This is a genomic window from Paenibacillus helianthi (genome assembly GCF_001909055.1).
Taxonomy (GTDB): Bacteria; Bacillota; Bacilli; order Paenibacillales; family Paenibacillaceae; genus Paenibacillus_AQ; species Paenibacillus_AQ helianthi.
The window spans coordinates 213812-236382 of the sequence record NZ_LVWI01000034.1; the positions used below are offsets into that span (position 1 = coordinate 213812).

A 22571-nucleotide genomic window follows, 5' to 3' on the forward strand; every position below is an offset into this window, starting at 1 on the left:
CTTTGTACAAAAGCCTGGGGATCACTGTCAGCGGACGCTAATTATTATACTTGACAACGCATACATAGCCATGGTAATTTTTATGAGGGAAACCGGTTTCCTTGTCCGCAGCATCGTCTTGCAAGTGATGGAATGGTATTCACAGGCAGTATGGTTCGATATGCGCTCTTATGAGAGGGAGATGAGGAATGAAACGCAAGCTATGGCTTATTCCGGCATTAATCACGTCAATTGTTCTGTCCATTACGGCTAACTTGTTTGTGCTGCCAACCGCACGGGTTGAAGCAGCGAGTATTGGTACTGTTACTGAGAATGATACAATCTACCAGATTATGGTTGACCGCTTCAATGACGGGGATACCTCCAATAATGCCACCGGTGCCGCTATCCGTTACGGAGAAGCTTCCGATGAAGATTTTCGCTATATGAAAGGCGGAGACTGGCAGGGTATCATCAACAAACTGCCCTATATTCATAACATGGGATATACCGCGATTTGGATTTCTCCGGTGGCAGAACCGCAGATGACTAACCGCGACAACAATGGTACAGGTAAAAACACAGCCTACCATGGATACAACGTAAAGGATCCCAATAAGGCCAATCCTTACTTTGGAACCAAAGAGAAGCTTAAGGAACTGGTGGATTCCGCCCATGCGCTTGGGATTAAGGTGATTATCGACGTAGTGCCGAATCATATTGGGGACTATATGCTAGGCAGTCAGGCTTATTATGATATAGCGGGTCTGCAGCCTGCGGCTCCTTTTAATAATCCGGCTTGGTATCACCATAATGGGGATATCAACTGGTCACTGGCAGACGGAAGATACGATCAATGGGCTCAGGATTATTTAGAGAATCACGATCTCGGCGGGCTGGATGATATCGACTTTGATGTTCCTGCCGCCAAACAGGCTGTATTCAATTCTATTAAAGGCTGGTTTGACTATACGGGTGCCGATGGTGCCCGCGTGGATGCTGCCAAGCTGGTCAAGCCGACAGACATCGGTGAACTGCAGAATCTTTTAGGCGTGAATACCTTTGGTGAGAACTTTGACGGCAACGCCGAATTTGTCTCCCGCTGGGTAGGCAACAACAAGGAATGGGGCATGCTTGATTTCCCTATGTTCTTCTCGGTCCTGAACAGTTTTGCTTACGGGCAGTCCTTTGATTCCAACATCAAAAGCACGCTTGCTCAGGATACTTATTACAACGGAAATGCGAACCATATGGTTACCTTTCTCGACAATCATGACCGCAACCGTTTTTTGACGGAAGCTGGCGGCAACGTGGATAAACTGCAGAATGCTTTGTCCTTCATCTATACTGTCCGTGGAACACCCGTGGTCTTCCAGGGTACAGAGCAGAATAAAGGCAACGGCAACGGCCAGATTATGACAGGCGGGATCGCTGATACCTGGAACCGCTGGTCAATGGTGAAACGGGATGCGAGCGGCAATGTCCTCGAGAACTATTTTAATGAGAATACCAGCACTTATAAGCATATTGCCAAACTGAATGAAATCCGCAAAAATAATCCTGCACTCCGCACAGGCACCCAGCGTGAAATGTGGTCCGCCCAGAACCTGTATGCCTTCTCTCGGCGTGTAGACAGCGGAACTAATGTGGGCCAGGAAGTCATCTCTGTATTCAGCAATGCTTCCAACGGTTCACAGACCGTTACCATCCCGCTGCGCGCAGAAAGCACACTAACTGCAGGTACAGTACTCATTAATCAACTGAATACTTCTGACACTGTAACCGTGCAATCGGGAGGCGCAACCGGCAAACAAATTACTGTAACTGTGGGAGCGAATTCGGCTAAGATCTATTCCAAAACCCAGCCGATAATCGATACCGTGGCTCCTTCTGTTCCAAGCAATGTAACAGCTACTGTGCAAAATGCATCCAATGTGCTCGTAAGCTGGACTGCCTCCACGGATAATGTCGGGGTAACCGGTTATGAAATTTACCGCAATGGAGTCAAAGTTGGAACAACAGCAAACACTTCTTATACGGACAACGGACTGGCATCGCAGACTAACTATAGCTATACGGTAAAAGCTTTTGATGCCGCAGGCAATCTGTCGGCACTTAGCGCAGCCGCTCTGGTCTTCACACCGCCCGGAAATAGTGTAACCATTTATTACAAGCAAGGCTACACGACGCCATATATTCATTACCGTCCTGTAGGCGGAACCTGGACGACATCACCTGGCGTGGCTATGCCAGCAGCTGAAGTAACCGGCTATAATAAAATCACGATCAATATCGGCTCTGCCACACAGCTGGAGGCAGCCTTTAATAACGGCAGCGGGACATGGGACAGTAACGGCGGCAGCAACTATTTATTTGGCACTGGCACCTGGACCTACACGCCAACCGGAAACATCAAGGCAGGCGGCCCTGTGACGCCGACAGCGACCCCAACACCTACACCAACTGCAACGCCAACGCCAACAGCAACACCAACAGCAACACCAACAGCAACACCAACAGCTACTCCAACGCCGACCCCGACGGCAACACCAACAGCGACCCCAACGCCAACAGCGACCCCAACGCCAACAGTTTCACCTACGGCAACCCCTGTTGGCAATTCAGTGACCATTTACTACAAGAATACCGCTTATACGAATTCTTATATTCATTATAGTCTGGATGGATCGGCAGTCTGGACCACATCTCCGGGAGTGCAGCTGCAGTCGTCATCCTACACGGGTTATAAAACGGCTACGATTCAGCTGGGAAGTGCTGCTGGCCTGACAGCAGCCTTTAATAACGGCAGCGGGACCTGGGACAACAACGGAGGCAGCAATTATCACTTCGGAGCAGGCACGTGGAGTGTAGTAAACGGCAGCATCGCAGCAGGTGTGCCGCAAGCGGACAGTGTGACCTTCAGGGTTACTGTTCCAAATACGACTCCAGCAAGCGGACCGGTATATTTAACTGGCAGCTTCAATAGCTGGAATGCAGCGGACCCTGCGTACCAGCTGACCAAAGGTAGTGATGGCGTATATTCCATCACACTAAGCCTGCCGGCGGGAACGGCGGTACAATATAAGGTTACACGCGGCAGCTGGGCGTCAGTAGAGACCAGCACAAGCGGGGCGGATATTGCAAACCGGTCACTTACACCTGCGGGTGGGGCGCAGACCGTCAGCCTTACCGTGCAGCGCTGGAAGGATCTATAGCAGGATCAAAGCTGCTGACAACAGCACATTTAACCATGCAGGCATTCAGACAAGGAGCGGCTCAGTCCAGAGCCGCTCCTTGTTATTGTCCGACAGAAGGATTGTGAAAGCGATGAAGGGGCAATGCCTAAGCCTGAAGGTAGCCGCTTAGCCGGCGGCTGAAGATTCTCTCGTTCCTTTCACCGCCAATAAATGCCGGCTTGCAATAGCCTTGCCCGATTTCAAATGGATGGTCAGCATTCTGCCGCCTGCTTCGTTGTCATAATCCACCCAGCTTACAGCAATATCTATTTCACCAATGGAGACGTAAGGAAAGGCCAGCCGGTCCAGCTCCCTGGACAGATCCTCTGATAACACCGAAATATTTGCTATAATGCCGTCCACACGCTGATTCAGCACAAGTCTGCTTAGAAAATGGCCTTTTGCATCTTGATGCTGAATATTGCAGAAGGTCAGTTCGTACCCCTGAGGCTCGAATGCGCTTTCATACAGAAATTCACTTTTTTGGACATATCAAACAGGAGTCCGATCGTATGGTTGCTCTTTCTCGCAAGTCCTGTAGCCATACTCCTTGGAATGTAGTTCATCTGTTTCATGATTTCACGCACTCTAAGCTTGTTTTCTGCAGTGCGGGGGCATTCCGCTACCCGATTTTACACGGCGTTGATAATCGGTGCGGGAACTGGTATTTTACTTAAAATGAAGGTAGGATGTTCTCAAGGACACAATCATAAGGATGAGGATACAATTCATGAGACCGTTTCGCATTCGTCTTACACTGATACTAATGGCCTTGATTGGCATATCCATGATCGGTGCAGGTATTACCATGGCCAAGCTCTTTAAGGATTCACATATTTCCGCGCTGGAAGAAAACATGTCCCGGGAAATAAATCTGCTGTCCGGCACCCTTCAATTTAGAGATACGGCCAGTCCGGACGCAGTCAGCTATTATACTAAGCAGGCAGAGAATATCGCCAAGTTAACCAGTTCCCGGATTACTTTTATTCTGAAAGACGGCAAAGTCATTGGCGATTCAGAGAAAAATCCGATGGAGATGGACAACCATTCCACGCGTGAAGAGGAAGTACTGGCAGCGAAAGAAGGGATCGGGCGCGCGATCCGTTACAGTGATACCCTTAACCGGGAGATGCTGTACGTAGCCGGGGCCGTTGTATCTGATCAGGGCTTCGATGGCTATATCCGTCTCTCCATGGGGCTCGATGCAGTCACAGAGGGATTGAACCGGGCCTGGATGATCATGGCAGGCGGACTGGTGCTGCTGTTCATTGCAGCTACTTTTGTTAGTTACAAGGTTGCCTCCAGCATGACCTCTCCGCTTGAGCAGATTACCAGAGTCGCCCGGCGGATTACCGATCTGGATTATGATGCAAGGGTTCCGATGAACCGCAGAGACGAGATCGGTCAGCTTGCCAATGCAATCAATGCGATGGCAGACAGTCTTCAGGACCAGCTCAAGACGATCCGGAATAACGAGGATCTGCTGCAGAGCGTGCTGGACAATATGACCGGCGGTATTGTAATGATCAATGCAGAAGGTGAAATTGCTCTCTTGAACCGGGCATCTGAGCAGCTGCTGGATGTGAAGAACAGTGAGATGGCAGGGCGTTCGTACAAGGAGCTGAAGCATCACTATGAGCTTACACGCCTGATCGAGGAGGGTGTCTCCCGCAAAGAGCCGATCCATGAAGAGCGGAGCATCTATAATCCCGCGGAACGGATCGTGCGGCTGGACGGCGTGCCGATGATTCAAGACGGTTCATGCCGGGGGATGCTGTTCCTGCTTCAGGAGGTAACGGAAATCCGCCGGCTGGAGAAAATGCGCAGCGAGTTCGTAGCCAATGTATCCCATGAGCTGAAGACTCCGGTCGCTGCAGTAAAAGGTTTTGCCGAGACCCTGCTTGGCGGAGGAGTCACTGACGAGAAAACCGCGCGCTCTTTTCTGCAAATTATCTATGATGAGAATGAGAGGCTGAACCGCCTGATCGGAGACATTCTGGAACTCTCCAAAATAGAATCCAAACGCGTCCAGCTGGAATGCTCACCGGTGCATTTGATTGAATTCTTCGATTCCGTGCTTGAAACGCTCAGCAAGGTAGCCGAGAAGAAGAATATCAGCTTGCGCGCGGATGTGCCTGCAGAGCTGTTTATGGAGGGGGATGAAGATAAGCTGCGCCAGATCTTTATGAACCTGTTGTCCAATGCGATTAATTACACTCATGAAGGCGGAAGCGTAAATATAATTGTGGTTAACACCCAAAAGAATGACGGGATAGAGACGGTTACCTTTACCGTAAGAGATACCGGCATGGGAATTCCACGGAAGGACCTGCCGCGGATTTTCGAACGCTTTTACCGGGTGGACAAAGCCAGATCCAGAAGCTCCGGCGGAACCGGGCTTGGATTGTCCATTGTCAAGCATCTGGTTGAGCTGCATCACGGATCGATTTCTGTAGAAAGCGACCTTGGAATCGGCAGCTCCTTTATTTTGGAACTTCCACTGCTGCAGGAAGGTTCTCACTAAACGGACAGTGTCAATATCAGGGGGAGTTTTGTTCGCTGCCCGGATTGCCAGCAAGGATTCAAAGAGCTAGTATTAATTCTAGAGGCTTAAAAATTATGAATCCTTTGCTATTTTACACCGGGTTAACATTCTGGTGATATGATGGGCTTGCCTGCAGTTTTGTAAAATTGAAAACATATGAAGACGGGGGAAACTATGGCACAACGATTGCTTGTCATTGAAGACGAACCGACACTGTCCCGGCTGCTGTCGTATAATTTGACGCAGGAAGGCTATGAGGTCACCGTTGAGGATCATGGAACGGCAGGATATGACCGTGCGACTAGAGAACCTTTTGACTTAATCGTACTGGATCTGATGCTGCCTGGAATGAATGGGATTGATATTCTGGATAAGCTGCGCGGTCAAGGCATCCGTACGCCTGTAATCGTGCTGACTGCCAAAAATGCCGAAGAGGACGTGGTGCGGGGGCTGAAATCAGGCGCCGATGATTATATAACCAAGCCTTTTGGCGTATCTGAACTGCTTGCCCGTGTCAGTGCAGTACTGCGCCGGATTTCCGGGCTGGCCGAAGAAGTTCAGCCGGATACTTCAGTACCCGCATCTACCATAATCCTGGGACAACTGGAGATTTACCCTGAGCGGTATGAGGTATTACTGGGTGGTCAGAGCATCAATCTCCGGCCCAAAGAATTCGAGGTTCTGCTGTATCTGGCCCGCAAGCCGGGGGTGGTGCTTACACGTGATGATCTGATGAATGCCGTCTGGGGCTTTGATTACATTGGAGGACAGCGCACCGTAGACGTGCATGTCAGTTCCCTGCGCAAGAAGCTTGAGCTGGACCCGGAATCCGTGCATATCGATTCGATCCGCGGAGTGGGCTACAAACTTGTGGTGAACAAAAAAAGAAGCCCGGTCATGTAAAATAAAGGTGTTCTTTTATAAGTGAATGCATAAATATCTAGCATTTTGGCAAAAGCTATGAATTGGATTCGTAGGTTGACCGTGGCAAGTCCTCACAATGTGAGGGCTTTTTGTTTCTTGATGTTTTGTCATCCAAACCTTACATATGATTTAACATTCTGTTAACAATTCTCTTCAACTCTATTTACACTGAAAGCTTATCATGGGGTACGAAGATGATGAGAAGGAGACACAAAAACTAATGAAATCCATCATTGACATAGAGAAGCTAGATCTCTACTATGAGTCATTTCACGCGCTGAAAAGCGTGGACCTTCAAGTGCCTGAGAAACAGGTGACCGCTTTTATCGGACCCTCCGGTTGCGGGAAGTCCACCCTTTTGCGTACTCTTAACCGTATGAACGATATGATCCCCGGTACACGTATTGAAGGTAAGGTTAACATTAGCGGCAAAAATATTTACAGCGACGAGGTGGAAGTGGAAAGCCTGCGTAAGCAGGTAGGCATGGTGTTCCAGCAGCCGAATCCATTCCCCAAATCGATCTATGACAATGTGGCTTACGGTCCCCGTCTGCACGGAGTACGCGGCAAAGCGGAGCTGGATGTGCTGGTGGAACAGAGCCTGCGCCAATCCGCCCTGTGGGAGGAAGTTAAGGATTTCCTTAAGAAATCGGCTCTCAGTCTCTCCGGCGGGCAGCAGCAGCGTCTTTGCATTGCCAGAGCGCTTGCGGTACAGCCGGACATTCTCCTGATGGATGAGGCGACCTCCGCTCTGGACCCGGTATCCACACTTAAGATTGAGGAACTGGTACAGGAGCTGCGGGACAAGTATACGATTGTCATGGTCACACATAATATGCATCAGGCCGCACGGGTATCGGGCCGCACAGTGTTTTTCCTGAACGGTGTAATCGTGGAGGCTGCGGATACCGAGATGCTGTTCTCGAATCCGAAGGACTCCCGCACTGAAGACTATATATCAGGACGCTTCGGCTGATCCAAGTGATTGGCATATTCCCGGAGTGACAGGCTGACCATACGTTTTTGAGGAGGATCGCTTTTATAATGATTCGCAGAAAAGAATTCGATAAAGATTTGGAAGAACTGCGCAGCCTGCTGCAGCAGATGGGCGAGCATGTAACAGACGCGCTGGAAGGTGCGGTACTTGCTCTGCAGAACCTGGACACTGAGCGAGCTCAGGAGATCGTGAAGGCGGATTTGCGGCTCAATGCCATGGAAGACAGAATCATGGAAATCGGTTCGCGGCTCATCATCACCCAGCAGCCGGTAGCGAAGGACCTTCGCCGTATTATTGTAGCGTTCAAAATATCAAGCGATCTGGAGCGGATGGGGGATCTGGCACTGGATGTGGCCAAGGTCACTATGCGGATCCAAGGTCAACAGCTGATTAAGCCACTTGTGGATATTCCGCGTATGGCAGAGATTGTATCGGGAATGATTACGGAAGCGATTCAATCCTATCTGGACGAAAATACCGATTTGGCCTACAAAATGGCTCAAGATGACGACCTGGTGGACCAACTGTACAGCGGGATGATTAATGAGCTGTATGCTTATATGGTCGAAAAACCGGAGTTCTTGAATCAGGCGATGCTGCTGACGCTGGTTGGCCGGTATATCGAGCGGATTGCGGATCATGCCACCAACATTGGCGAGAGTGTAGTCTACCTGGTGACCGGCAAACGTCCTGATTTGAATCAATAGCAGAATGACCTGTTTTCATTAGACACGTTGATAAGAAGGGGCGACATTGCCTTTGAAACTCAGACAGCAAGCTTTCTTCAGTGAAGGCTTGCTTTTTTTTGTATGACTAGAGCATTTCCGCGATGAACGACCTCTTGCTGTTTCTGCTTGAGCAGGGCATATGGTAAAATGTAAAGAAGTATGCAAGATAAAGGCGAGGTGCAGAAATGGACAAGTTGATTCTAATAGATGGCAATAACATTATTTACCGCGCATTTTTCGCAATGCCGCCGCTGACGAATACCGCAGGGCAGCAGACCAACGCAGTGTACGGATTTACAACCATGCTGCTGCGCTTGATTGAAGAGCATAAGCCCACCCATATGATTGTAGCCTTTGATGCAGGGAAGATCACATTTCGGCATGAAGGTTATGAAGACTACAAAGGCGGCCGTCAAAAGACACCACCTGAGCTCTCCGAACAGTTCCCGATGCTAAAAGACCTGCTGCGCAATCTCGGTGTGCCGCAATTTGAAATTAACGGCTACGAAGCTGACGATATTATCGGAAGTATATCCCGGGAAGCCGATGAGGCTGGACGCCAGGTTATGATTGTGTCCGGGGATAAGGATATGCTTCAGCTGGCTTCGGATCATACGACAGTGGCTTTGGTGCGTAAAGGGGTTACCGAGGTTGAAATGTACGGGCCTCAGCAAATCCGCGACAAATACGACCTCACTCCACAGCAGATCATCGATCTCAAGGGTCTGATGGGAGATGCCAGTGATAATATCCCCGGCGTTCCAGGGGTCGGCGAGAAGACGGCACTGAAACTGCTGCAGCAGTTCGGTTCGGTAGAAGGCGTGCTGGCCGGAACGGATGAGCTGAAGGGTAAAATGAAGGAGAAGCTGGAGGAACATGCAGACAGCGCTGTAATGAGTAAGAAACTGGCGACCATCTACCGTGAGGTTCCACTGGAGCATGCCTGGGAGGATATGGTCTTCACCGGAATCAAAAAGGATACTGCCGGCCCGGCGCTGGCCAAGCTGGAATTCAAGTCCCTGCTCGAGCGTCTGTCACTGAGCGCCTACGCTCCTGCAGGTGAAGACCCTGAAGACGGAACTGAAGCGGCTCCGGTTGCGGAGCTGGATATCACCGTCGTAGGGGAAACGGAGCTGCCGGAGCTGCTGGCTGCTTTGCCTGGCATTTCTGCGCTGCATGTGGAGACAAACGGTGAGAATCCGCATCGTTCGGAAGTGATCGGCATCGGCTTTTCCTCGCCAGAGCAGCACTTTTTCGTGCCCTTTGCACTGCTGAAGAGCCCTGCTGCGGCGAAGCTGCGGGATTGGCTCGGAGATGAGAAAGCACCCAAAAGCGGATATGATCTGCACCGAGCAGATCTGGCGCTGCATTGGCAGGGAATTGCTTTTGCCGGAGCCGCTAATGACGTTCAGCTAGCTGCCTATCTGCTGGACCCTACGGAAGCCAACCAGAATCTGAATGACCTTACAGCCAAATATGGTCTGCCCCGATTGTCTCCGGATGAAGAGGTATTCGGCAAAGGCGCTAAATATAAAATACCGGAGCTTGAAATCCTGGGCAATCATGTCGCCCGCAAAAGCGCCACTGTGCTTGGTATCGTGCAGAAACAGCAGCAGGAGCTGACGGACACGGATATGACCGGCCTGTTTGTCGATCTGGAAATGCCGCTGTCACGCATTCTGGCTGACATGGAGAAGCAGGGGATTGCTGTCAACAAACAGGATCTGATCGATCTCGGCAAGGAGTTTGAGGCCCAGATTTCCAGGCTGGTATCGGATATTTATTCGATTTGCGGTACTGAGTTCAACCTCAACTCCCCGAAGCAGCTGGGGGAAATTCTGTTCGTGAAGCTGGGCCTGCCTGTTGTCAAAAAGACGAAGACTGGTTATTCCACGGATGCCGAGGTGCTGGAGAAGCTGGCTCCCTACCATGATGCTGTAAGGCTGATTCTCCAATACCGTACCATTGCCAAGCTTCAGTCCACCTACGTAGAAGGTCTGCTTAAGGAAATCTCTGCGGAGACCGGCAAGGTGCATACCTTTTACCGCCAGACGATCGCAGCAACCGGACGACTTAGCAGCCAGTTTCCAAATTTGCAGAATATTCCGATCCGTCTGGAGGAAGGCCGCAAAATCCGCAAGGTCTTTGTGCCCTCCGAGCCGGGTTGGTCGATACTGGCGGCAGACTACTCGCAGATCGAATTGCGTGTACTGGCGCATATTTCCGGTGATGAGCGGATGAAGGAAGCTTTTCTGGAGGATATGGACATTCACACCAAAACAGCGATGGATGTGTTCGGTGTTGCCGCCGACCAAGTGGACAGCAACATGCGACGTTCCGCCAAAGCGGTCAATTTCGGGATTGTCTACGGGATAAGTGATTACGGCCTGTCCCAAAACCTGAATATTCCGCGCAAAGAGGCTGCACATTTCATTGAGCAGTATTTCGAAGTGTTCAAAGGTGTGCGCCGTTACATGGACGATATTGTAGTGGAAGCCCGCAAGCAGGGCTATGTAACCACACTGCTGGAACGCCGCCGCTATCTGCCGGAGATTAATGCGAAGAACTTCAATCTGCGCTCTTTTGCCGAACGTACAGCGATGAATACTCCAATTCAGGGGACAGCGGCGGATATCATCAAGCTGGCTATGGTTCACATGGACAAGGCGCTGCACCAGCGCGGTCTTAAAAGCCGCATGCTGCTGCAGGTACACGATGAACTGGTGTTCGAAGTACCCGAAGATGAGCTTGAGCTAATGAAACAATTGCTGCCGGAGGTAATGGCAGGAGCGTTGAAGCTATCTGTACCACTCAAGGCAGAGGTAAGTTATGGAAGCAACTGGTATGAGGCGAAATAGGCCCCCGCAAGGATCGTATATCCGGTATAATGAAGGGGAGGTGAGCCATTATGCCGGAATTACCGGAAGTAGAAACTGTCAAAAGAACACTTAATGCCTTAATTACAGGCAAGCAGATACAGAACGTCACCGTCCGGCTGCCGCGGATCATCCAACGTCCGGACGATATTCAGGCTTTTGCGGGCATGCTGGCAGGCCATACTGTAGTACAAGTGGAGCGCAGAGGGAAGTTTTTACGTTTTGTGCTGGATGGACTTGTCATGGTATCCCATCTGCGGATGGAGGGCCGCTACGGCCTTTATCAGGGAGAGGAGCCGCTGGACAAGCATACCCATGTGATTTTTCATTTTACGGATGGTACGGAGCTGCGGTACACAGATGTGCGCCAGTTCGGGACGATGCATCTGTTCCAGCCGGGGGAAGATTTGCTGCTGCCGCCGTTGAAGAAGCTGGGAGAGGAGCCGCTTGCTCCATCTTTTACACCGGAACGTTTTAAGGAAATCGTATCAGGCAAAAGCACCAAAATTAAGCCGCTGCTGCTCAATCAGGAATATGTAGTCGGCATCGGAAATATTTATGTGGATGAAGCACTGCACCGTGCCCGTATTCACCCGGAAACGGGCGCCAAGTCGCTTACCGGAAGTCAGCTGGATCAGCTGCATCATGCCATTGTCGCAACGTTGACTGAGGCTGTGAATGCAGGAGGATCTTCGGTGAAATCGTATGTCAACGGCCAGGGAGAGAGCGGAAGCTACCAGCATCAGCTGCTTATCTACGGACGCAAGGATCAGCCTTGTGCGAGCTGCGGCACGCTGATCGAGAAAAGTGTGGTGGGCGGCAGAGGCACGCATTATTGTCCAAACTGTCAGCCGCAAAAGGGAATTTAAAGTAAGCGTTACATCGTAAGATTTGGCACTGCTGTACTTCCGGTTTTACGCTAATATTGTCCATGCAGTAATAAAAGCCAGGCACTCAATACCTGTCCCGCCCATATACTGTGTGAAGAATGCTGATTAGAGCGAACGGAGCCTTGCCCGGAGCCATCCGGGCGGGCTGCCGGTTCTTCACGGGAGGGATTGCGGGTGTTCAGCCCATTTTTTTCACTGCTGCTGCTGGCGTTTGCCCTGAGTTTGGATGGTTTTGGTGTAGGTGTTACATATGGGCTGCGTAAAATGAAAATACCGCTGCTCTCGATCCTGATTATCTCGCTGTGCTCGGGGATCGTTATCGGTGTCTCTATGCAGGTCGGTGTGCTGCTGGCCAAGGTGGTTTCTCCTCATGCCGCATCCAGTATTGGAGCGGTTATTCTCGTCTTGATGGGCTGCTGGTCTTTGTTCCAGATGCTGATGCAGAAGGAAAAAGAGCATCGTACGGAAGACGAAGGCGGGAAGTCCGACGGCGCGGCTAGACGGGAGACGGCTGCTGCTCTTGCCGGGAGCAATGGTGTTGAGAATTCCTTGGAAGCAGAGGACGGAGAGCCATCTAAATCGGAAGTTTTCTCACTGGAGCTGAGGCATCTTGGAGTAGTGATCCAGATTCTTCGCACACCTTCTTCCGCCGATATGGATGCTTCCGGCAGCATATCCTCTATGGAAGCGATGGTGCTTGGAATTGCACTGTCGCTGGATGCATTCGGCGCGGGTCTTGGAGCAGCATTACTGGGATTCAGTCCGGTCTCTACGTCGCTGATGATTGCTCTCTTTAGCGGAACTTTCCTGCTGCTTGGGATGAAGACGGGGCTGAAGCTGTCAGGAAGCTACTGGATGAGGCATGCTGCCTTACTTCCTGCGTTATTATTAATTGCAATGGGAATAATGAAGCTATTATGAGGTGAGTACATGATTATGGGCTTAACCGGAGGCATTGCCTCCGGAAAAAGCACCGTATCCGCAATCTTTGTGGATAAGGGGGCGCGACTGGTTGATGCCGATGTCATTGCCAGAGAGGTAATGCTTCCGGAGTCTCCGGTGCTGGCCGCAGCCGTGCAAGAGTTTGGAGAAGAAATCCTGCAGCCGGATGGAACGCTGAACCGGGCCAGACTTGGAGCGATCGTTTTTCACGATCCTGATGCCCGGCAGAAGCTGAATGAGCTGACACATCCGGCGATCCGCCGGGAGATTAAGAACCGTATGTATGCTTTGGAACAGGAAGTACCCCAGCAATTGGTTATAGTGGATATTCCGCTCTTGTATGAATCCCGTCTGGACAATCTGTTTCAGGAGATCATCGTGGTCTACGTTCCCCGTGAGCTTCAGCTGGACCGTCTGATGGAACGCAATACGCTTACAATGGAGCAGGCTGAAGGCAGATTGAGTGCCCAAATGGACATTGAGCAGAAGCGTAGTAAAGCCACCTATGTCATCGACAACAGTGGTAATCTGGATAATACAAGGCAGCAGGTTGCAGCTTTATGGGACAGGCTGGGTCTATCATGAAATGGCTGCGTAAAAAAAGAGTGCTGCTCCTGCTGTTCGTTGGCTTTACAGCCATTCTGTTCTTGAGTACGAATTGGATGTCCTGGTTTTATCCCATTTATTATAAGAATGAGATCCGAAAGCACAGTCTTACCTATGAGATGGATCCGTTCCTTGTGGCGGCAATCATCCGGGTTGAGACGAATTATAAAACCGGACGTGAGTCCAAAAAAGGCGCCATAGGTCTTATGCAGCTGATGCCGGATACCGCCAAGTGGGCGCTCGAAAAGGCCAAGCTCCCGGATGTATCGCTGGATAGGCTTAAGGAAGAGCCATCCGCTAACATTGAGCTGGGTACCTGGTATCTGTCTTCGCTGTCCCGCAAGTTTGACGGCAACCGCATAGCGGTTATTGCTGCATATAACGCTGGCCCAGGCAAGGTGCAGCGCTGGTTGGATGAAGGGGACTGGGACGGGAGCGAGGCGGCAGTAAAGGATATTCCGATTGGCGAGACCCGTCATTATGTGCAGCGTGTCATTTATTATTATGAACAGTACACAGAGATCTATAATGAGTTCTAGAGTGCAGAACCTTACATTTGCTGTAATTTCCTTAAGTTAGTCCCCTGGTTATGCAAAAAAGAAGTATTACACGACCCAAAAGTCGAATAATACTTCTTGGCAAACTTATGGTGAATTGTTTATTTGAACTGACCTGCCAGTGATTGTTCAGCCAGGGTTACAAGACGTTTAGTGATGTAACCACCGATCGAACCATTTTCATAAGAAGTTTTATTGCCTTGGTATCCATCTGGGGAGAGCGTAATACCGAGTTCTTGGGCAACTTCGTATTTCAGTTGATCCAAGGCACCGCGTGCATTTGGAGCTACCAGGTTATTGGAGCTGTTATTTTGGCTCATTACTGTTCACCTCCTATCGGTTGGTAACTGTATTATGTGCTGGACTTGCCATCTTCATAACAATAAATAAACGGTGATTTATGGAAATTAGAATGAGCGCCTCAAAGCCGGATTCCTTGCCGGACCGGGACGACACCTATATTGCAAAAGGAAGTGATTAAGCTTATGAAATGCCCATACTGTGATCACACGAATACCAAAGTGCTGGACTCCCGTCCGGCCAATGAAAATAAGTCAATCCGCCGCAGGCGGGAATGCGAGTCATGCAGCCGGCGGTTCACCACGTTTGAGATGATCGAAGAAACGCCACTGATTGTGATCAAAAAAGGCGGCAGCCGCGAAGAATTCAGCCGCGACAAAATCCTGCGCGGCCTGATCCGCGCCTGCGAGAAACGTCCCGTCTCCGTCGAGCGCCTGGAGGTCATCGTCTCCGAAGTTGAGAAGTCCCTGCGCGGGATCGCCTTGGCCGAAGTGGAGAGCCGTCAGATCGGCGAGCTCGTTATGGAGCAGCTCTACCCTGTAGATGAAGTCGCTTACGTCCGGTTCGCCTCTGTCTATCGCCAGTTCAAGGACATCAACATGTTCATGAAGGAGCTCAAAGGCCTATTGTCCAAGAGTACCGGAGAGCTGGAGGGATTATAGGAAGCTGCTGAAGGTTATACTACGTGGAGTGAGAGCGTTCTCTGTTTAGCCTGCAAGCTGAGTGGAACTGTCCCTGTGAAGCAATAAGCCGCCGTACTGTAAGGTGGTTTATTGCTACTCCTAAATCCTTAGGCGGACGGGCAGAGGATCACTCCAAAAACTTTTTTAACAAAAGTGTTGACACTGAGTCCGGAATTTTATATTATATAGAAGTCGCCTACGAAACAAATTAACTTCTAAGTGACATGAACGTTACAGATAAAGTCAGTTTTTAGAATACATATTGTACTTCTAAAAGGCTTCATGGGGCCATAGCTCAGCTGGGAGAGCGCATCGCTGGCAGCGATGAGGTCAGGGGTTCGATCCCCCTTGGCTCCACCAAACTTCATATGGACTCTTAGCTCAGTTGGTAGAGCAGTAGACTCTTAATCTATTTGTCCAGGGTTCGAGCCCCTGAGAGTCCATCCTAAAGAAACGGCAGAAATGCCGTTTCTTTGCTGTATAGGGAATTATACTGTGATAACTCCGATGAAAGTTAGAGGGATAAACGTGAAGAAAGAGACCAGGGGAAAGGAAATACCTCTGAACTAACCGTGAACGGGCTAGAGAACAGAATGAAAGGTAGAAATACCTCTGATCTTTCCATAAGCGGGCTAGCAAGCAGAACGAGAGGTAGAAATACCTTTGATTTGGGAGCAATGCCGTTACCTGCGGCAATAAGATACTGGTTTCATGAGTTTGTTCTTGTTTTATGTCGTAACTTCATATGTTCTTAGATTACTTAAATAGATGTGTTGAGGACTATTTACAGTCGATATCCATAAAAGCAAATGGTATAAGAGAAGCTGAAAAGGAACTAGATCATCAATTAATTCAGAGCTATCAAATTAACGGGTTAATTATCTTCAAAATATTTGCTGTTCCCGAAAGCGGTTTCTATGATTGATTTGTCAACCAATTCTAGAATTTGTCATTGAATATACTTTGAATATATTTTTTTAACAGTATTCAACTGTAATAAGTTTACATAGGGATTATTTGGAAGTACGATAGAGGTATTCTTATATCAAAGATTTTCGAATACAACCGAATAAGAAAGTGCGAATTGAAATTGAATGATGTCAATTTTGAAAACAATAATGAAATTATCAAACTTGCCCGTGAGAATCAATACTCTATTTGACGAATAATAATTGATAACTGCTTATGATGAAAATTTCCACGATGAATTTATGTAATTCTTGTATTTAGATAACAAGCTCTAAGACAAAGAGGAGTGAAGTAATTTGACGAAAATACAACTTCCGATACAAGAACCAATCATAACAACATACCAACATCACGCTTTTCCCTTATCGATTGCTGCAAACCATCCAGATTTTATGAATTGGTTTTGCTCGAATTATATACAAATTAGTCTTTCTAAAGAAGATACGCTAAACCCTTTGAATTATTATTCCTTTTGGGATTATTTTATTTTATGCCCAATAATCGAAAGATTTTATATTGAAAAGGAATTAATCCCTAACAAGAACCAGTTGGTAGATTTTTTTACAGATGCAATTGATCGTAACCTTTATGTAATAACCTATATAGATGAGTATTACATACCTAATACAAAACCTTATATGTGCTGGCACTTTCCCCATGATGTGTTGTTACATGGACACGATAAATCAGCTAAAACGTTTTATACATCTGGTTTTAATGAAAAAGGGGTCTATTCCAGTAATAACATAGTAACCTATGATGATTTTAATAAAGCTATTGATATTGATGAACAGATGGATGATACAAAAGATTTTTCAGCATGGAACAATAAAATCAATTTAATTCGAGTAAGATATGATTGGGAATATAAATTTCATTCATCTGCAATGAAAGAATCATTGAATGATTATCTTTTATCCACTAATTCATCAAATAAATTTAATATGTTTAGAAATACAAATGATCATATATATGGACTAGCAGTTTACTCTAGTTTAGATCTTTTTCTTGAAAAGGTAGAAAGTTTACAGAATAACATCGATATTCGGCTGTTTCATTTAATATGGGAGCACAAGAGAAATATGAATTTCAGAGTGGAATTCCTCATTAATAATAAAAATTATGATTTTGACAAAATCTTGTTAGATAAATTGAATAAAATTGAGAATGATGCCCTTATAATTAGGAATTTAGTATTAAAATATAATAATACTAATAATAAGAGCATTATTACAAATATAAGAGAGAGACTCAAGCTTCTAGTGTATGAGGAAGCAGAGGTCTATAATGGGTTATTATGCTTTTTATGAATGAAAATGGATAATTCATATTTTGATTCCGTTTTTTTGATTTGATCATAATTGGAGAAATTAGTAAATAATCAAGTGAAAATGAATTACTTTCCGTAATTTTTTTCCGAGATTCATGTGTTCATCCCAACCTTGCTCTCTAACTTCCATTCTAGTGGGGCTGAGAGTTCACACAATATATTTTACAGACTCGTTTCATTTCCGGACCTTTTGGTAGCTCATTGAATTTAAAAATGCTTATTCCATCTGTGGGGATCTTCATGCTTATTCACCAAACATTAATTAAATCGAACGACAGCCGTTGAATAGCATATTCATTTAGGATTCTTAATAAAAAGCTTACAACAACATTAACCATCTCTATGCTCAGAGCGATGAGGTCAGGGGTTCGAGCCCCTGAGAGTCCATCCTAAAGAAACGGCAGAAATGCCGTTTTTTTGCTTTTTCGGGAAGCGGGAGGATGAAGCAGAAGTGGGGAACACAGATCTGTTTAAAACCACTGGTCTACTTCTTCTTAGAATAGAACGTTCATTATTTCACAAATAGTTTGTTTCATGAACAGTTGAGACAATCCATTCTTCATACCACTTGTGTCTTTCAACTTTCATATGTGAGGATTCCAAATTATATTTTCTTCACCCTCCTTAATAGCTTGTTGATAATAATTAACTTTTTTTCGTAGCAACATAATTTGTTGTGTGACTTCTTGAAGGTAATCTTCTGCCAATAATTGTTGATCTCTTATGATGTTATAGCGTTCTTCCACGGTATCTGATCCCTGTTCGCATAAATCGATGTATTGTTTGATATTCTCAAGCGACATACCTGTCATGCGCAGTGCTTTGACGATTTCAACATATTCCACGTCCTTTGAGGAAAAAAGACGTACATTCTGATGATTTCTGATTATATTTGGAAATAGCTCTTTTTTAGCATAGAACCTTACCGTATGGGGGGATAACCCTGTGAAATTTGCTACCTCATTAATGGTGTACATGATATGCTCCTTTCTCTTGACTGAGAGTAACTCTCAGGTTGTATATTTATCATAACTTATAAATGCTTGATAGAGAAAGGATAATGATTGGTGGAAAATAAGGTATGGTTTATTACGGGAGCTTCGACTGGACTAGGGAAAGCCATAGTTTTAGAGCTAATAGCTAAAAAGTGCAAAGTAGTAGCAACATCGCGTAATCCACTAGACATAGAGCATTACCTGCCTGGCGCACAGGAGAATGACAATCTTTTGGTTTTACCGTTAGACGTCACAAACAGTCAGCACATTAAAAGTGTTGTTGAAGCAACCAAGCAAAAGTTTGGCGGAATTGATGTTCTTGTTAATAACGCAGGTTATGCCTACTTCTCACCTGTTGAAAATGCTGATGATCAGCAAATTGAAAATATGTTTGCTGTTAATTTCTGGGGAGTCAAGCACATGATAGATCATGTGCTACCAATTATGAGAGAGCAAAAGAGCGGAACTATTTTAAATATATCTTCTCTAGGCGGTTTACGTGCATTTGCAGGTTTCGGATACTATCATGCCACTAAGTTCGCTTTAGAAGGCTTTTCCGAAAGTTTAAGTCAAGAAGTTAAGCCCCTAGGAATTAATATTTCCTTGGTAGAACCAGGGGATTTTAACACGGATTTTGCAAGCAGATCTGCAACTGAAAATGTAAATATTCTAGAAGCATATCAAGCAACGGCAGGTGAAAATATCAAAAACCTTAGAGAATTATCTGGACACCAGCCGGGAGACCCTAACAAAGCTGCCAAGGTAATATATGATCTGGTGAATCGTGGTGATGTTCCTTTGCGAATTCTTTTAGGGAGTGATGCCTATCAGCGGGCAATGGAAAAGTTAACGGGAATGCAAAAATTATTTTCGACCTACCATGATATAACAATTAGCACCGATTATTAAAAGTAATGGGGGATTTCCTAAAGCCATGAATGGCTGGTTGGAATATCCTCTTTTTTTGACAGGATTGACGTAAGCGCTTGGTGTGGACGCTCCGCGAACGGACCGGTGTTCCAATCGTTGATATGAACGAGACTGTCAAACGCAATTAAAAATCCAGCATATGCTGTGCTGGATCAGCAGCTTACGGCGTTCTCTCGAATTCGTTAGTGAGGAGCTTGCATCCGTCCAGATACAACTGCTGTGCAAGCCTTCTTTATTGACAAACAAGCTGTAATTGAATTTTGTTGAGCAATTCATTATTGGTTGCCGCAGCATCAACAACGAGCTTGTGGAGATTTTCAGTATTTTGCATGCGAACTTCTTGGTAGGTTTTCAACTTTCGTGTGTTCGTATTGGAGGAGGCATCTTAGCAGGAATTGTATACAGTTGTCCTTCACTAGTCTATAAAACGCTGGGGGCTCAAAGATCATATTGACTTTCTAAAATCAGGTGGGTACAATGATACCGATAGGAAACATCGTTACCGTAAATGCGCGGTACTTAACTTTCATGAGAATCGAAAATTACTTTCGAGCAACGGTAACGATGTTTCTATATTGTAACATAGTGATCTTATCTTCAGGGAGGACAATACGATGAAAGCTGTACAACTGACAAACGGCTTCGGCTTTGAGGAATTAACCATGACGGAACTCGACAAACCAACGCCAGGTCCTAAGGAGGTGCTGATCCGTATGAGGGCAGCTTCTCTCAATTATCGGGATTTAGTGGTCCTCGGCGGATTAATGCCGATCGAAGTCAAATTTCCCTTCGTTCCATTATCAGACGGAGCGGGAGAAATTGTAGCCATTGGCCCAGGAGTAACCAGATTTCAGGTCGGACAACGAGTAGCAGGTAATTTTCAACAGCGCTTCATTGGCGGCAACCCAAGACCAGGGGTGTTAGAAGAAAGTCTGGGAGGTCCGTTGAATGGAGTAGCGGCCGAGTATGTCGTGCTACATGAAGACGGAGTCGTCCCTATTCCCGATCACCTCACTTATGAGGAGGCCTCCACCCTGCCGATCGCGGCATTAACCGCATGGAGCATGCTAATCGAATACGGTGGTTTGCAAGCGGGTGATACTGTGCTGCTGCAAGGAACAGGCGGTGTCTCCATCTTCGGGCTACAATTCTCGCTTATGGCCGGAGCACGAGTCATCATCACGTCGAGCAGCAACGACAAGCTGGAACGAGCAAAAGCTCTTGGCGCATGGCAAACGATCAACTATTCGGAGGTTCCTGATTGGGATAAGGCAGCGTTAGAGTTGACTGGCGGCGTCGACCATGTTCTGGATGTTGGAGGAGCGGCAACGATGGGGAAATCCATAAATGCACTTCGAACAGGGGGAACCGTGAGTATGGTCGGGTTCTTATCGGGCTTGACCATTGCGGAATACGATGTCTCCAGTATCTTGCATAAAGCCGCAACGGTTCGCGGCAGTCAAGTCGGCAACCGGGATCACTTTGAAAAGATGAATCGAGCGATTGCCCATCATCGTTTACATCCCGTCATCGACCGTGTATTCCCTCTAGATCGAATTGGAGAAGCATTCGCGCTCTTGGCTGAAGGGAAGCAATATTTTGGTAAAATCGTAGTCCAAATCTAAAGTCTCTCAAAATGACATTGGAGGCGCAAGCTCACCTTCGAAGCATGGGCTTACTGCGGAGTTCAGTTCGCAGGGAGAGTTTATCGGAAGCTAGCATGATCAGGAAGGCAAACTGTATGGCGTAACTACGGCTACAAGCCATAATGGATATTTATATATAGGATCGGCACCCGGAGGAAGCAAGGGCGTTCACCGTGTGCTTTTAACAAAATAAGGTTGGAATCTGGGAGGGTGCGAAATGAATCTGGATGATTTGGAGCTATCTTGGAATGAGAAGGAGAGTCTGTCCGGCAAAGTGGCCTTGGTGACAGGTGCTAGCAGCGGAATCGGGGCATCGATCGCCAGAAAACTGGTAAAGCGCGGCGCCTATGTGACTGTAGTGGCACGTCGACGGGATCGATTGGATGAGCTGGTACAGGAATTGCAAAAAGAGGGATTGTACGAGGTTATGGCGGTACCTGCTGATATCCAAAAGGCTGAAGAAGTACAGCATGTGGTCAATGAAACGATTAACCGCTGGGGCCGTCTTGATATTATAGTTGCCAATGCCGGATTCGGGTATCGAAGTCCTTTGGTAGAAGTGGATCTGGAAAGATGGGAGGAGCTGTACAGGACGAATGTACACGGTCTAATGTTGACGCTGCACTACGGGCTTCCGCCAATGCTGAGTCAGGGCAAGGGAGATGTCATCATCATCTCCTCTATTGCCGGCAAGGAAGTGATTGCCGGAGGAGGTCCATACAGCGCTACCAAATACGGCGTTAACGCCATAGCGTCTGCATTACGTTTGGAGACAATCGATCAGGGGATTCGCGTTACGACGATTCAGCCCGGGGCGGTGGCAACGGAATTTTCACAGGTGGCCGGGTATTCCGAGGATGAAATACGCGCGTTTGCTTCGAAAGTCCTGCCGTTACATCCCGATGATGTTGCAGAGGCGGCACTCTATGTATTGGAGCAGCCTGAGCATGTCAGCATTCCGGAACTAACCATCATGCCCTCAAGGCAAGCCCAGCGGTTCAAATAAAACGATGCCCAAGTAGTAACAAAAGGTCCGTCCAGATTTGGCAACGGATCTTTTGTTTTTCCCGCCGATGATTTTATCCAGAAGCTCCCGTGCGACTGCGATACCCTATTGAACGAGGGTGCTGAATCACATGGACTCTTAGCTCAGATGGTAGAGCAGTAGACTCTTAAGCTATTTGTCCAGGGTTCGAGTCCCTGAGAGTCCATCACAGAAAATAACGGCAGAGATGCCGTTATTTTGCAGTTTCGGGAAGCGGGATGGTTATGCAGTGAATGGAGTGGAGTGGGAGATTACAGACCTACAACCGTCAACGCCAATCGTCAACGGCAACAGCTACGGCTACCGCCCACTGTTGCCGCCCACTGCTACAGGCAATTGCTACCGTCCAATGCGGACGCTCAATAATGGAACTGACACCGCCAACCCCAACCC

General features: G+C 47.5%; 18 protein-coding genes and 3 tRNA genes. 18 read left to right on the forward strand and 3 right to left on the reverse strand.

Annotation, left to right across the window (positions count from 1 at the left end):
* Window positions 1-188: 188 nt before the first annotated feature.
* Window positions 189-3194 carry an alpha-amylase family glycosyl hydrolase gene (locus tag A3844_RS10600; RefSeq protein ID WP_074107368.1) on the forward strand — a complete coding sequence of 1002 codons (3006 nt, stop codon included), beginning with the start codon at window positions 189-191 and terminating at the stop codon, window positions 3192-3194.
* Window positions 3195-3341: 147 nt separating this feature from the next.
* On the opposite strand, the gene A3844_RS10605 is transcribed toward A3844_RS10600, so the two are convergent.
* Entirely contained in the window at window positions 3342-3593 is a 252-nt protein-coding gene (locus A3844_RS10605) for a LacI family transcriptional regulator (RefSeq protein ID WP_074107369.1), read from the reverse strand.
* A gap of 352 nt (window positions 3594-3945) precedes the next feature.
* On the opposite strand from A3844_RS10605, the gene pnpS reads away from it, so the two are divergent.
* The 9 genes from pnpS to A3844_RS10650 all read left to right on the forward strand — a co-directional run bounded on the left by pnpS (window position 3946) and on the right by A3844_RS10650 (window position 14262).
* Complete coding sequence (pnpS, locus tag A3844_RS10610; protein ID WP_074107370.1) at window positions 3946-5739, forward strand: two-component system histidine kinase PnpS; 1794 nt, start codon at window positions 3946-3948, stop codon at window positions 5737-5739.
* 195 nt (window positions 5740-5934) lie between these two features.
* Window positions 5935-6663 (forward strand): response regulator transcription factor, encoded by a 729-nt coding sequence (locus A3844_RS10615; protein WP_074084039.1) that lies wholly within the window; start codon window positions 5935-5937, stop codon window positions 6661-6663.
* 241 nt (window positions 6664-6904) lie between these two features.
* The gene (gene pstB / locus A3844_RS10620; protein WP_074084040.1) at window positions 6905-7660 is read left to right on the forward strand and encodes a phosphate ABC transporter ATP-binding protein PstB; all 756 of its coding nucleotides are present in this window, start codon (window positions 6905-6907) and stop codon (window positions 7658-7660) included.
* 68 nt (window positions 7661-7728) lie between these two features.
* Window positions 7729-8388, forward strand: coding sequence for a phosphate signaling complex protein PhoU (phoU, locus tag A3844_RS10625; protein ID WP_074084041.1), 660 nt, complete (start codon window positions 7729-7731; stop codon window positions 8386-8388).
* A gap of 206 nt (window positions 8389-8594) precedes the next feature.
* The gene (polA, locus tag A3844_RS10630; RefSeq protein WP_074102494.1) at window positions 8595-11267 is read left to right on the forward strand and encodes a DNA polymerase I; all 2673 of its coding nucleotides are present in this window, start codon (window positions 8595-8597) and stop codon (window positions 11265-11267) included.
* A gap of 50 nt (window positions 11268-11317) precedes the next feature.
* Entirely contained in the window at window positions 11318-12154 is an 837-nt protein-coding gene (gene mutM, locus A3844_RS10635) for a DNA-formamidopyrimidine glycosylase (protein ID WP_074107371.1), read from the forward strand.
* 195 nt (window positions 12155-12349) lie between these two features.
* Complete coding sequence (locus A3844_RS10640; protein ID WP_074102496.1) at window positions 12350-13096, forward strand: manganese efflux pump; 747 nt, start codon at window positions 12350-12352, stop codon at window positions 13094-13096.
* Window positions 13097-13105: 9 nt separating this feature from the next.
* Window positions 13106-13702: a dephospho-CoA kinase gene (coaE, locus tag A3844_RS10645; RefSeq protein WP_074107372.1), complete on the forward strand. Its 597-nt coding sequence runs from the start codon at window positions 13106-13108 to the stop codon at window positions 13700-13702.
* Window positions 13699-14262, forward strand: a complete 564-nt coding sequence (locus A3844_RS10650; protein WP_074084060.1) for a lytic transglycosylase domain-containing protein — start codon at window positions 13699-13701, stop codon at window positions 14260-14262. Before coaE ends, A3844_RS10650 begins: the two co-directional genes overlap by 4 nt.
* Window positions 14263-14381: 119 nt before the next feature.
* Here the strand turns inward: A3844_RS10650 and A3844_RS10655 are convergent, their stop codons facing one another.
* A complete protein-coding gene (locus tag A3844_RS10655) occupies window positions 14382-14600 on the reverse strand; it encodes an alpha/beta-type small acid-soluble spore protein (protein WP_074084046.1) in 219 nt (72 codons plus the stop codon).
* Window positions 14601-14765: 165 nt separating this feature from the next.
* Here A3844_RS10655 and nrdR point away from each other — a divergent pair, with 165 nt between their 5' ends.
* From nrdR to A3844_RS10675, 4 genes are all read left to right on the forward strand, one after another.
* On the forward strand, window positions 14766-15242 hold the full coding sequence (gene nrdR, locus A3844_RS10660) for a transcriptional regulator NrdR (RefSeq protein WP_074084047.1): 477 nt from the start codon (window positions 14766-14768) through the stop codon (window positions 15240-15242).
* A gap of 305 nt (window positions 15243-15547) precedes the next feature.
* Window positions 15548-15623, forward strand: a tRNA-Ala gene (locus tag A3844_RS10665).
* Window positions 15624-15633: 10 nt separating this feature from the next.
* Window positions 15634-15706 (forward strand) — tRNA-Lys (locus tag A3844_RS10670).
* Between the two features lie 822 nt (window positions 15707-16528).
* On the forward strand, window positions 16529-17542 hold the full coding sequence (locus tag A3844_RS10675; protein ID WP_074107373.1) for a hypothetical protein: 1014 nt from the start codon (window positions 16529-16531) through the stop codon (window positions 17540-17542).
* Between the two features lie 604 nt (window positions 17543-18146).
* On the opposite strand, the gene A3844_RS10680 is transcribed toward A3844_RS10675, so the two are convergent.
* Complete coding sequence (locus A3844_RS10680) at window positions 18147-18539, reverse strand: MerR family transcriptional regulator (RefSeq protein WP_074107374.1); 393 nt, start codon at window positions 18537-18539, stop codon at window positions 18147-18149.
* Window positions 18540-18629: 90 nt separating this feature from the next.
* On the opposite strand from A3844_RS10680, the gene A3844_RS10685 reads away from it, so the two are divergent.
* From A3844_RS10685 to A3844_RS10705, 4 genes are all read left to right on the forward strand, one after another.
* On the forward strand, window positions 18630-19466 hold the full coding sequence (locus A3844_RS10685) for an oxidoreductase (RefSeq protein ID WP_083606794.1): 837 nt from the start codon (window positions 18630-18632) through the stop codon (window positions 19464-19466).
* A gap of 683 nt (window positions 19467-20149) precedes the next feature.
* Window positions 20150-21112 (forward strand): zinc-dependent alcohol dehydrogenase family protein, encoded by a 963-nt coding sequence (locus A3844_RS10690; RefSeq protein WP_341864888.1) that lies wholly within the window; start codon window positions 20150-20152, stop codon window positions 21110-21112.
* Between the two features lie 238 nt (window positions 21113-21350).
* Window positions 21351-22139, forward strand: coding sequence for an SDR family oxidoreductase (locus tag A3844_RS10700; RefSeq protein WP_074107377.1), 789 nt, complete (start codon window positions 21351-21353; stop codon window positions 22137-22139).
* 132 nt (window positions 22140-22271) lie between these two features.
* Window positions 22272-22344 (forward strand) — tRNA-Lys (locus A3844_RS10705).
* Window positions 22345-22571: the final 227 nt, after the last annotated feature.

Bases quoted from the DNA above. Each gene is read 5' to 3' on its own strand.
- A3844_RS10690 (WP_341864888.1), top strand. From the start codon at position 20,150: ATGACGGAACTCGACAAACCAACGCCAGGTCCTAAGGAGGTGCTGATC.
- coaE (WP_074107372.1), top strand. From the start codon at position 13,106: ATGATTATGGGCTTAACCGGAGGCATTGCCTCCGGAAAAAGCACCGTA.
- A3844_RS10700 (WP_074107377.1), top strand. From the start codon at position 21,351: ATGAATCTGGATGATTTGGAGCTATCTTGGAATGAGAAGGAGAGTCTG.
- A3844_RS10600 (WP_074107368.1), top strand. From the start codon at position 189: ATGAAACGCAAGCTATGGCTTATTCCGGCATTAATCACGTCAATTGTT.
- mutM (WP_074107371.1), top strand. From the start codon at position 11,318: ATGCCGGAATTACCGGAAGTAGAAACTGTCAAAAGAACACTTAATGCC.
- polA (WP_074102494.1), top strand. From the start codon at position 8,595: ATGGACAAGTTGATTCTAATAGATGGCAATAACATTATTTACCGCGCA.
- A3844_RS10650 (WP_074084060.1), top strand. From the start codon at position 13,699: ATGAAATGGCTGCGTAAAAAAAGAGTGCTGCTCCTGCTGTTCGTTGGC.
- pstB (WP_074084040.1), top strand. From the start codon at position 6,905: ATGAAATCCATCATTGACATAGAGAAGCTAGATCTCTACTATGAGTCA.
- phoU (WP_074084041.1), top strand. From the start codon at position 7,729: ATGATTCGCAGAAAAGAATTCGATAAAGATTTGGAAGAACTGCGCAGC.
- pnpS (WP_074107370.1), top strand. From the start codon at position 3,946: ATGAGACCGTTTCGCATTCGTCTTACACTGATACTAATGGCCTTGATT.
- nrdR (WP_074084047.1), top strand. From the start codon at position 14,766: ATGAAATGCCCATACTGTGATCACACGAATACCAAAGTGCTGGACTCC.
- A3844_RS10655 (WP_074084046.1), bottom strand. From the start codon at position 14,600: ATGAGCCAAAATAACAGCTCCAATAACCTGGTAGCTCCAAATGCACGC.
- A3844_RS10615 (WP_074084039.1), top strand. From the start codon at position 5,935: ATGGCACAACGATTGCTTGTCATTGAAGACGAACCGACACTGTCCCGG.
- A3844_RS10680 (WP_074107374.1), bottom strand. From the start codon at position 18,539: ATGTACACCATTAATGAGGTAGCAAATTTCACAGGGTTATCCCCCCAT.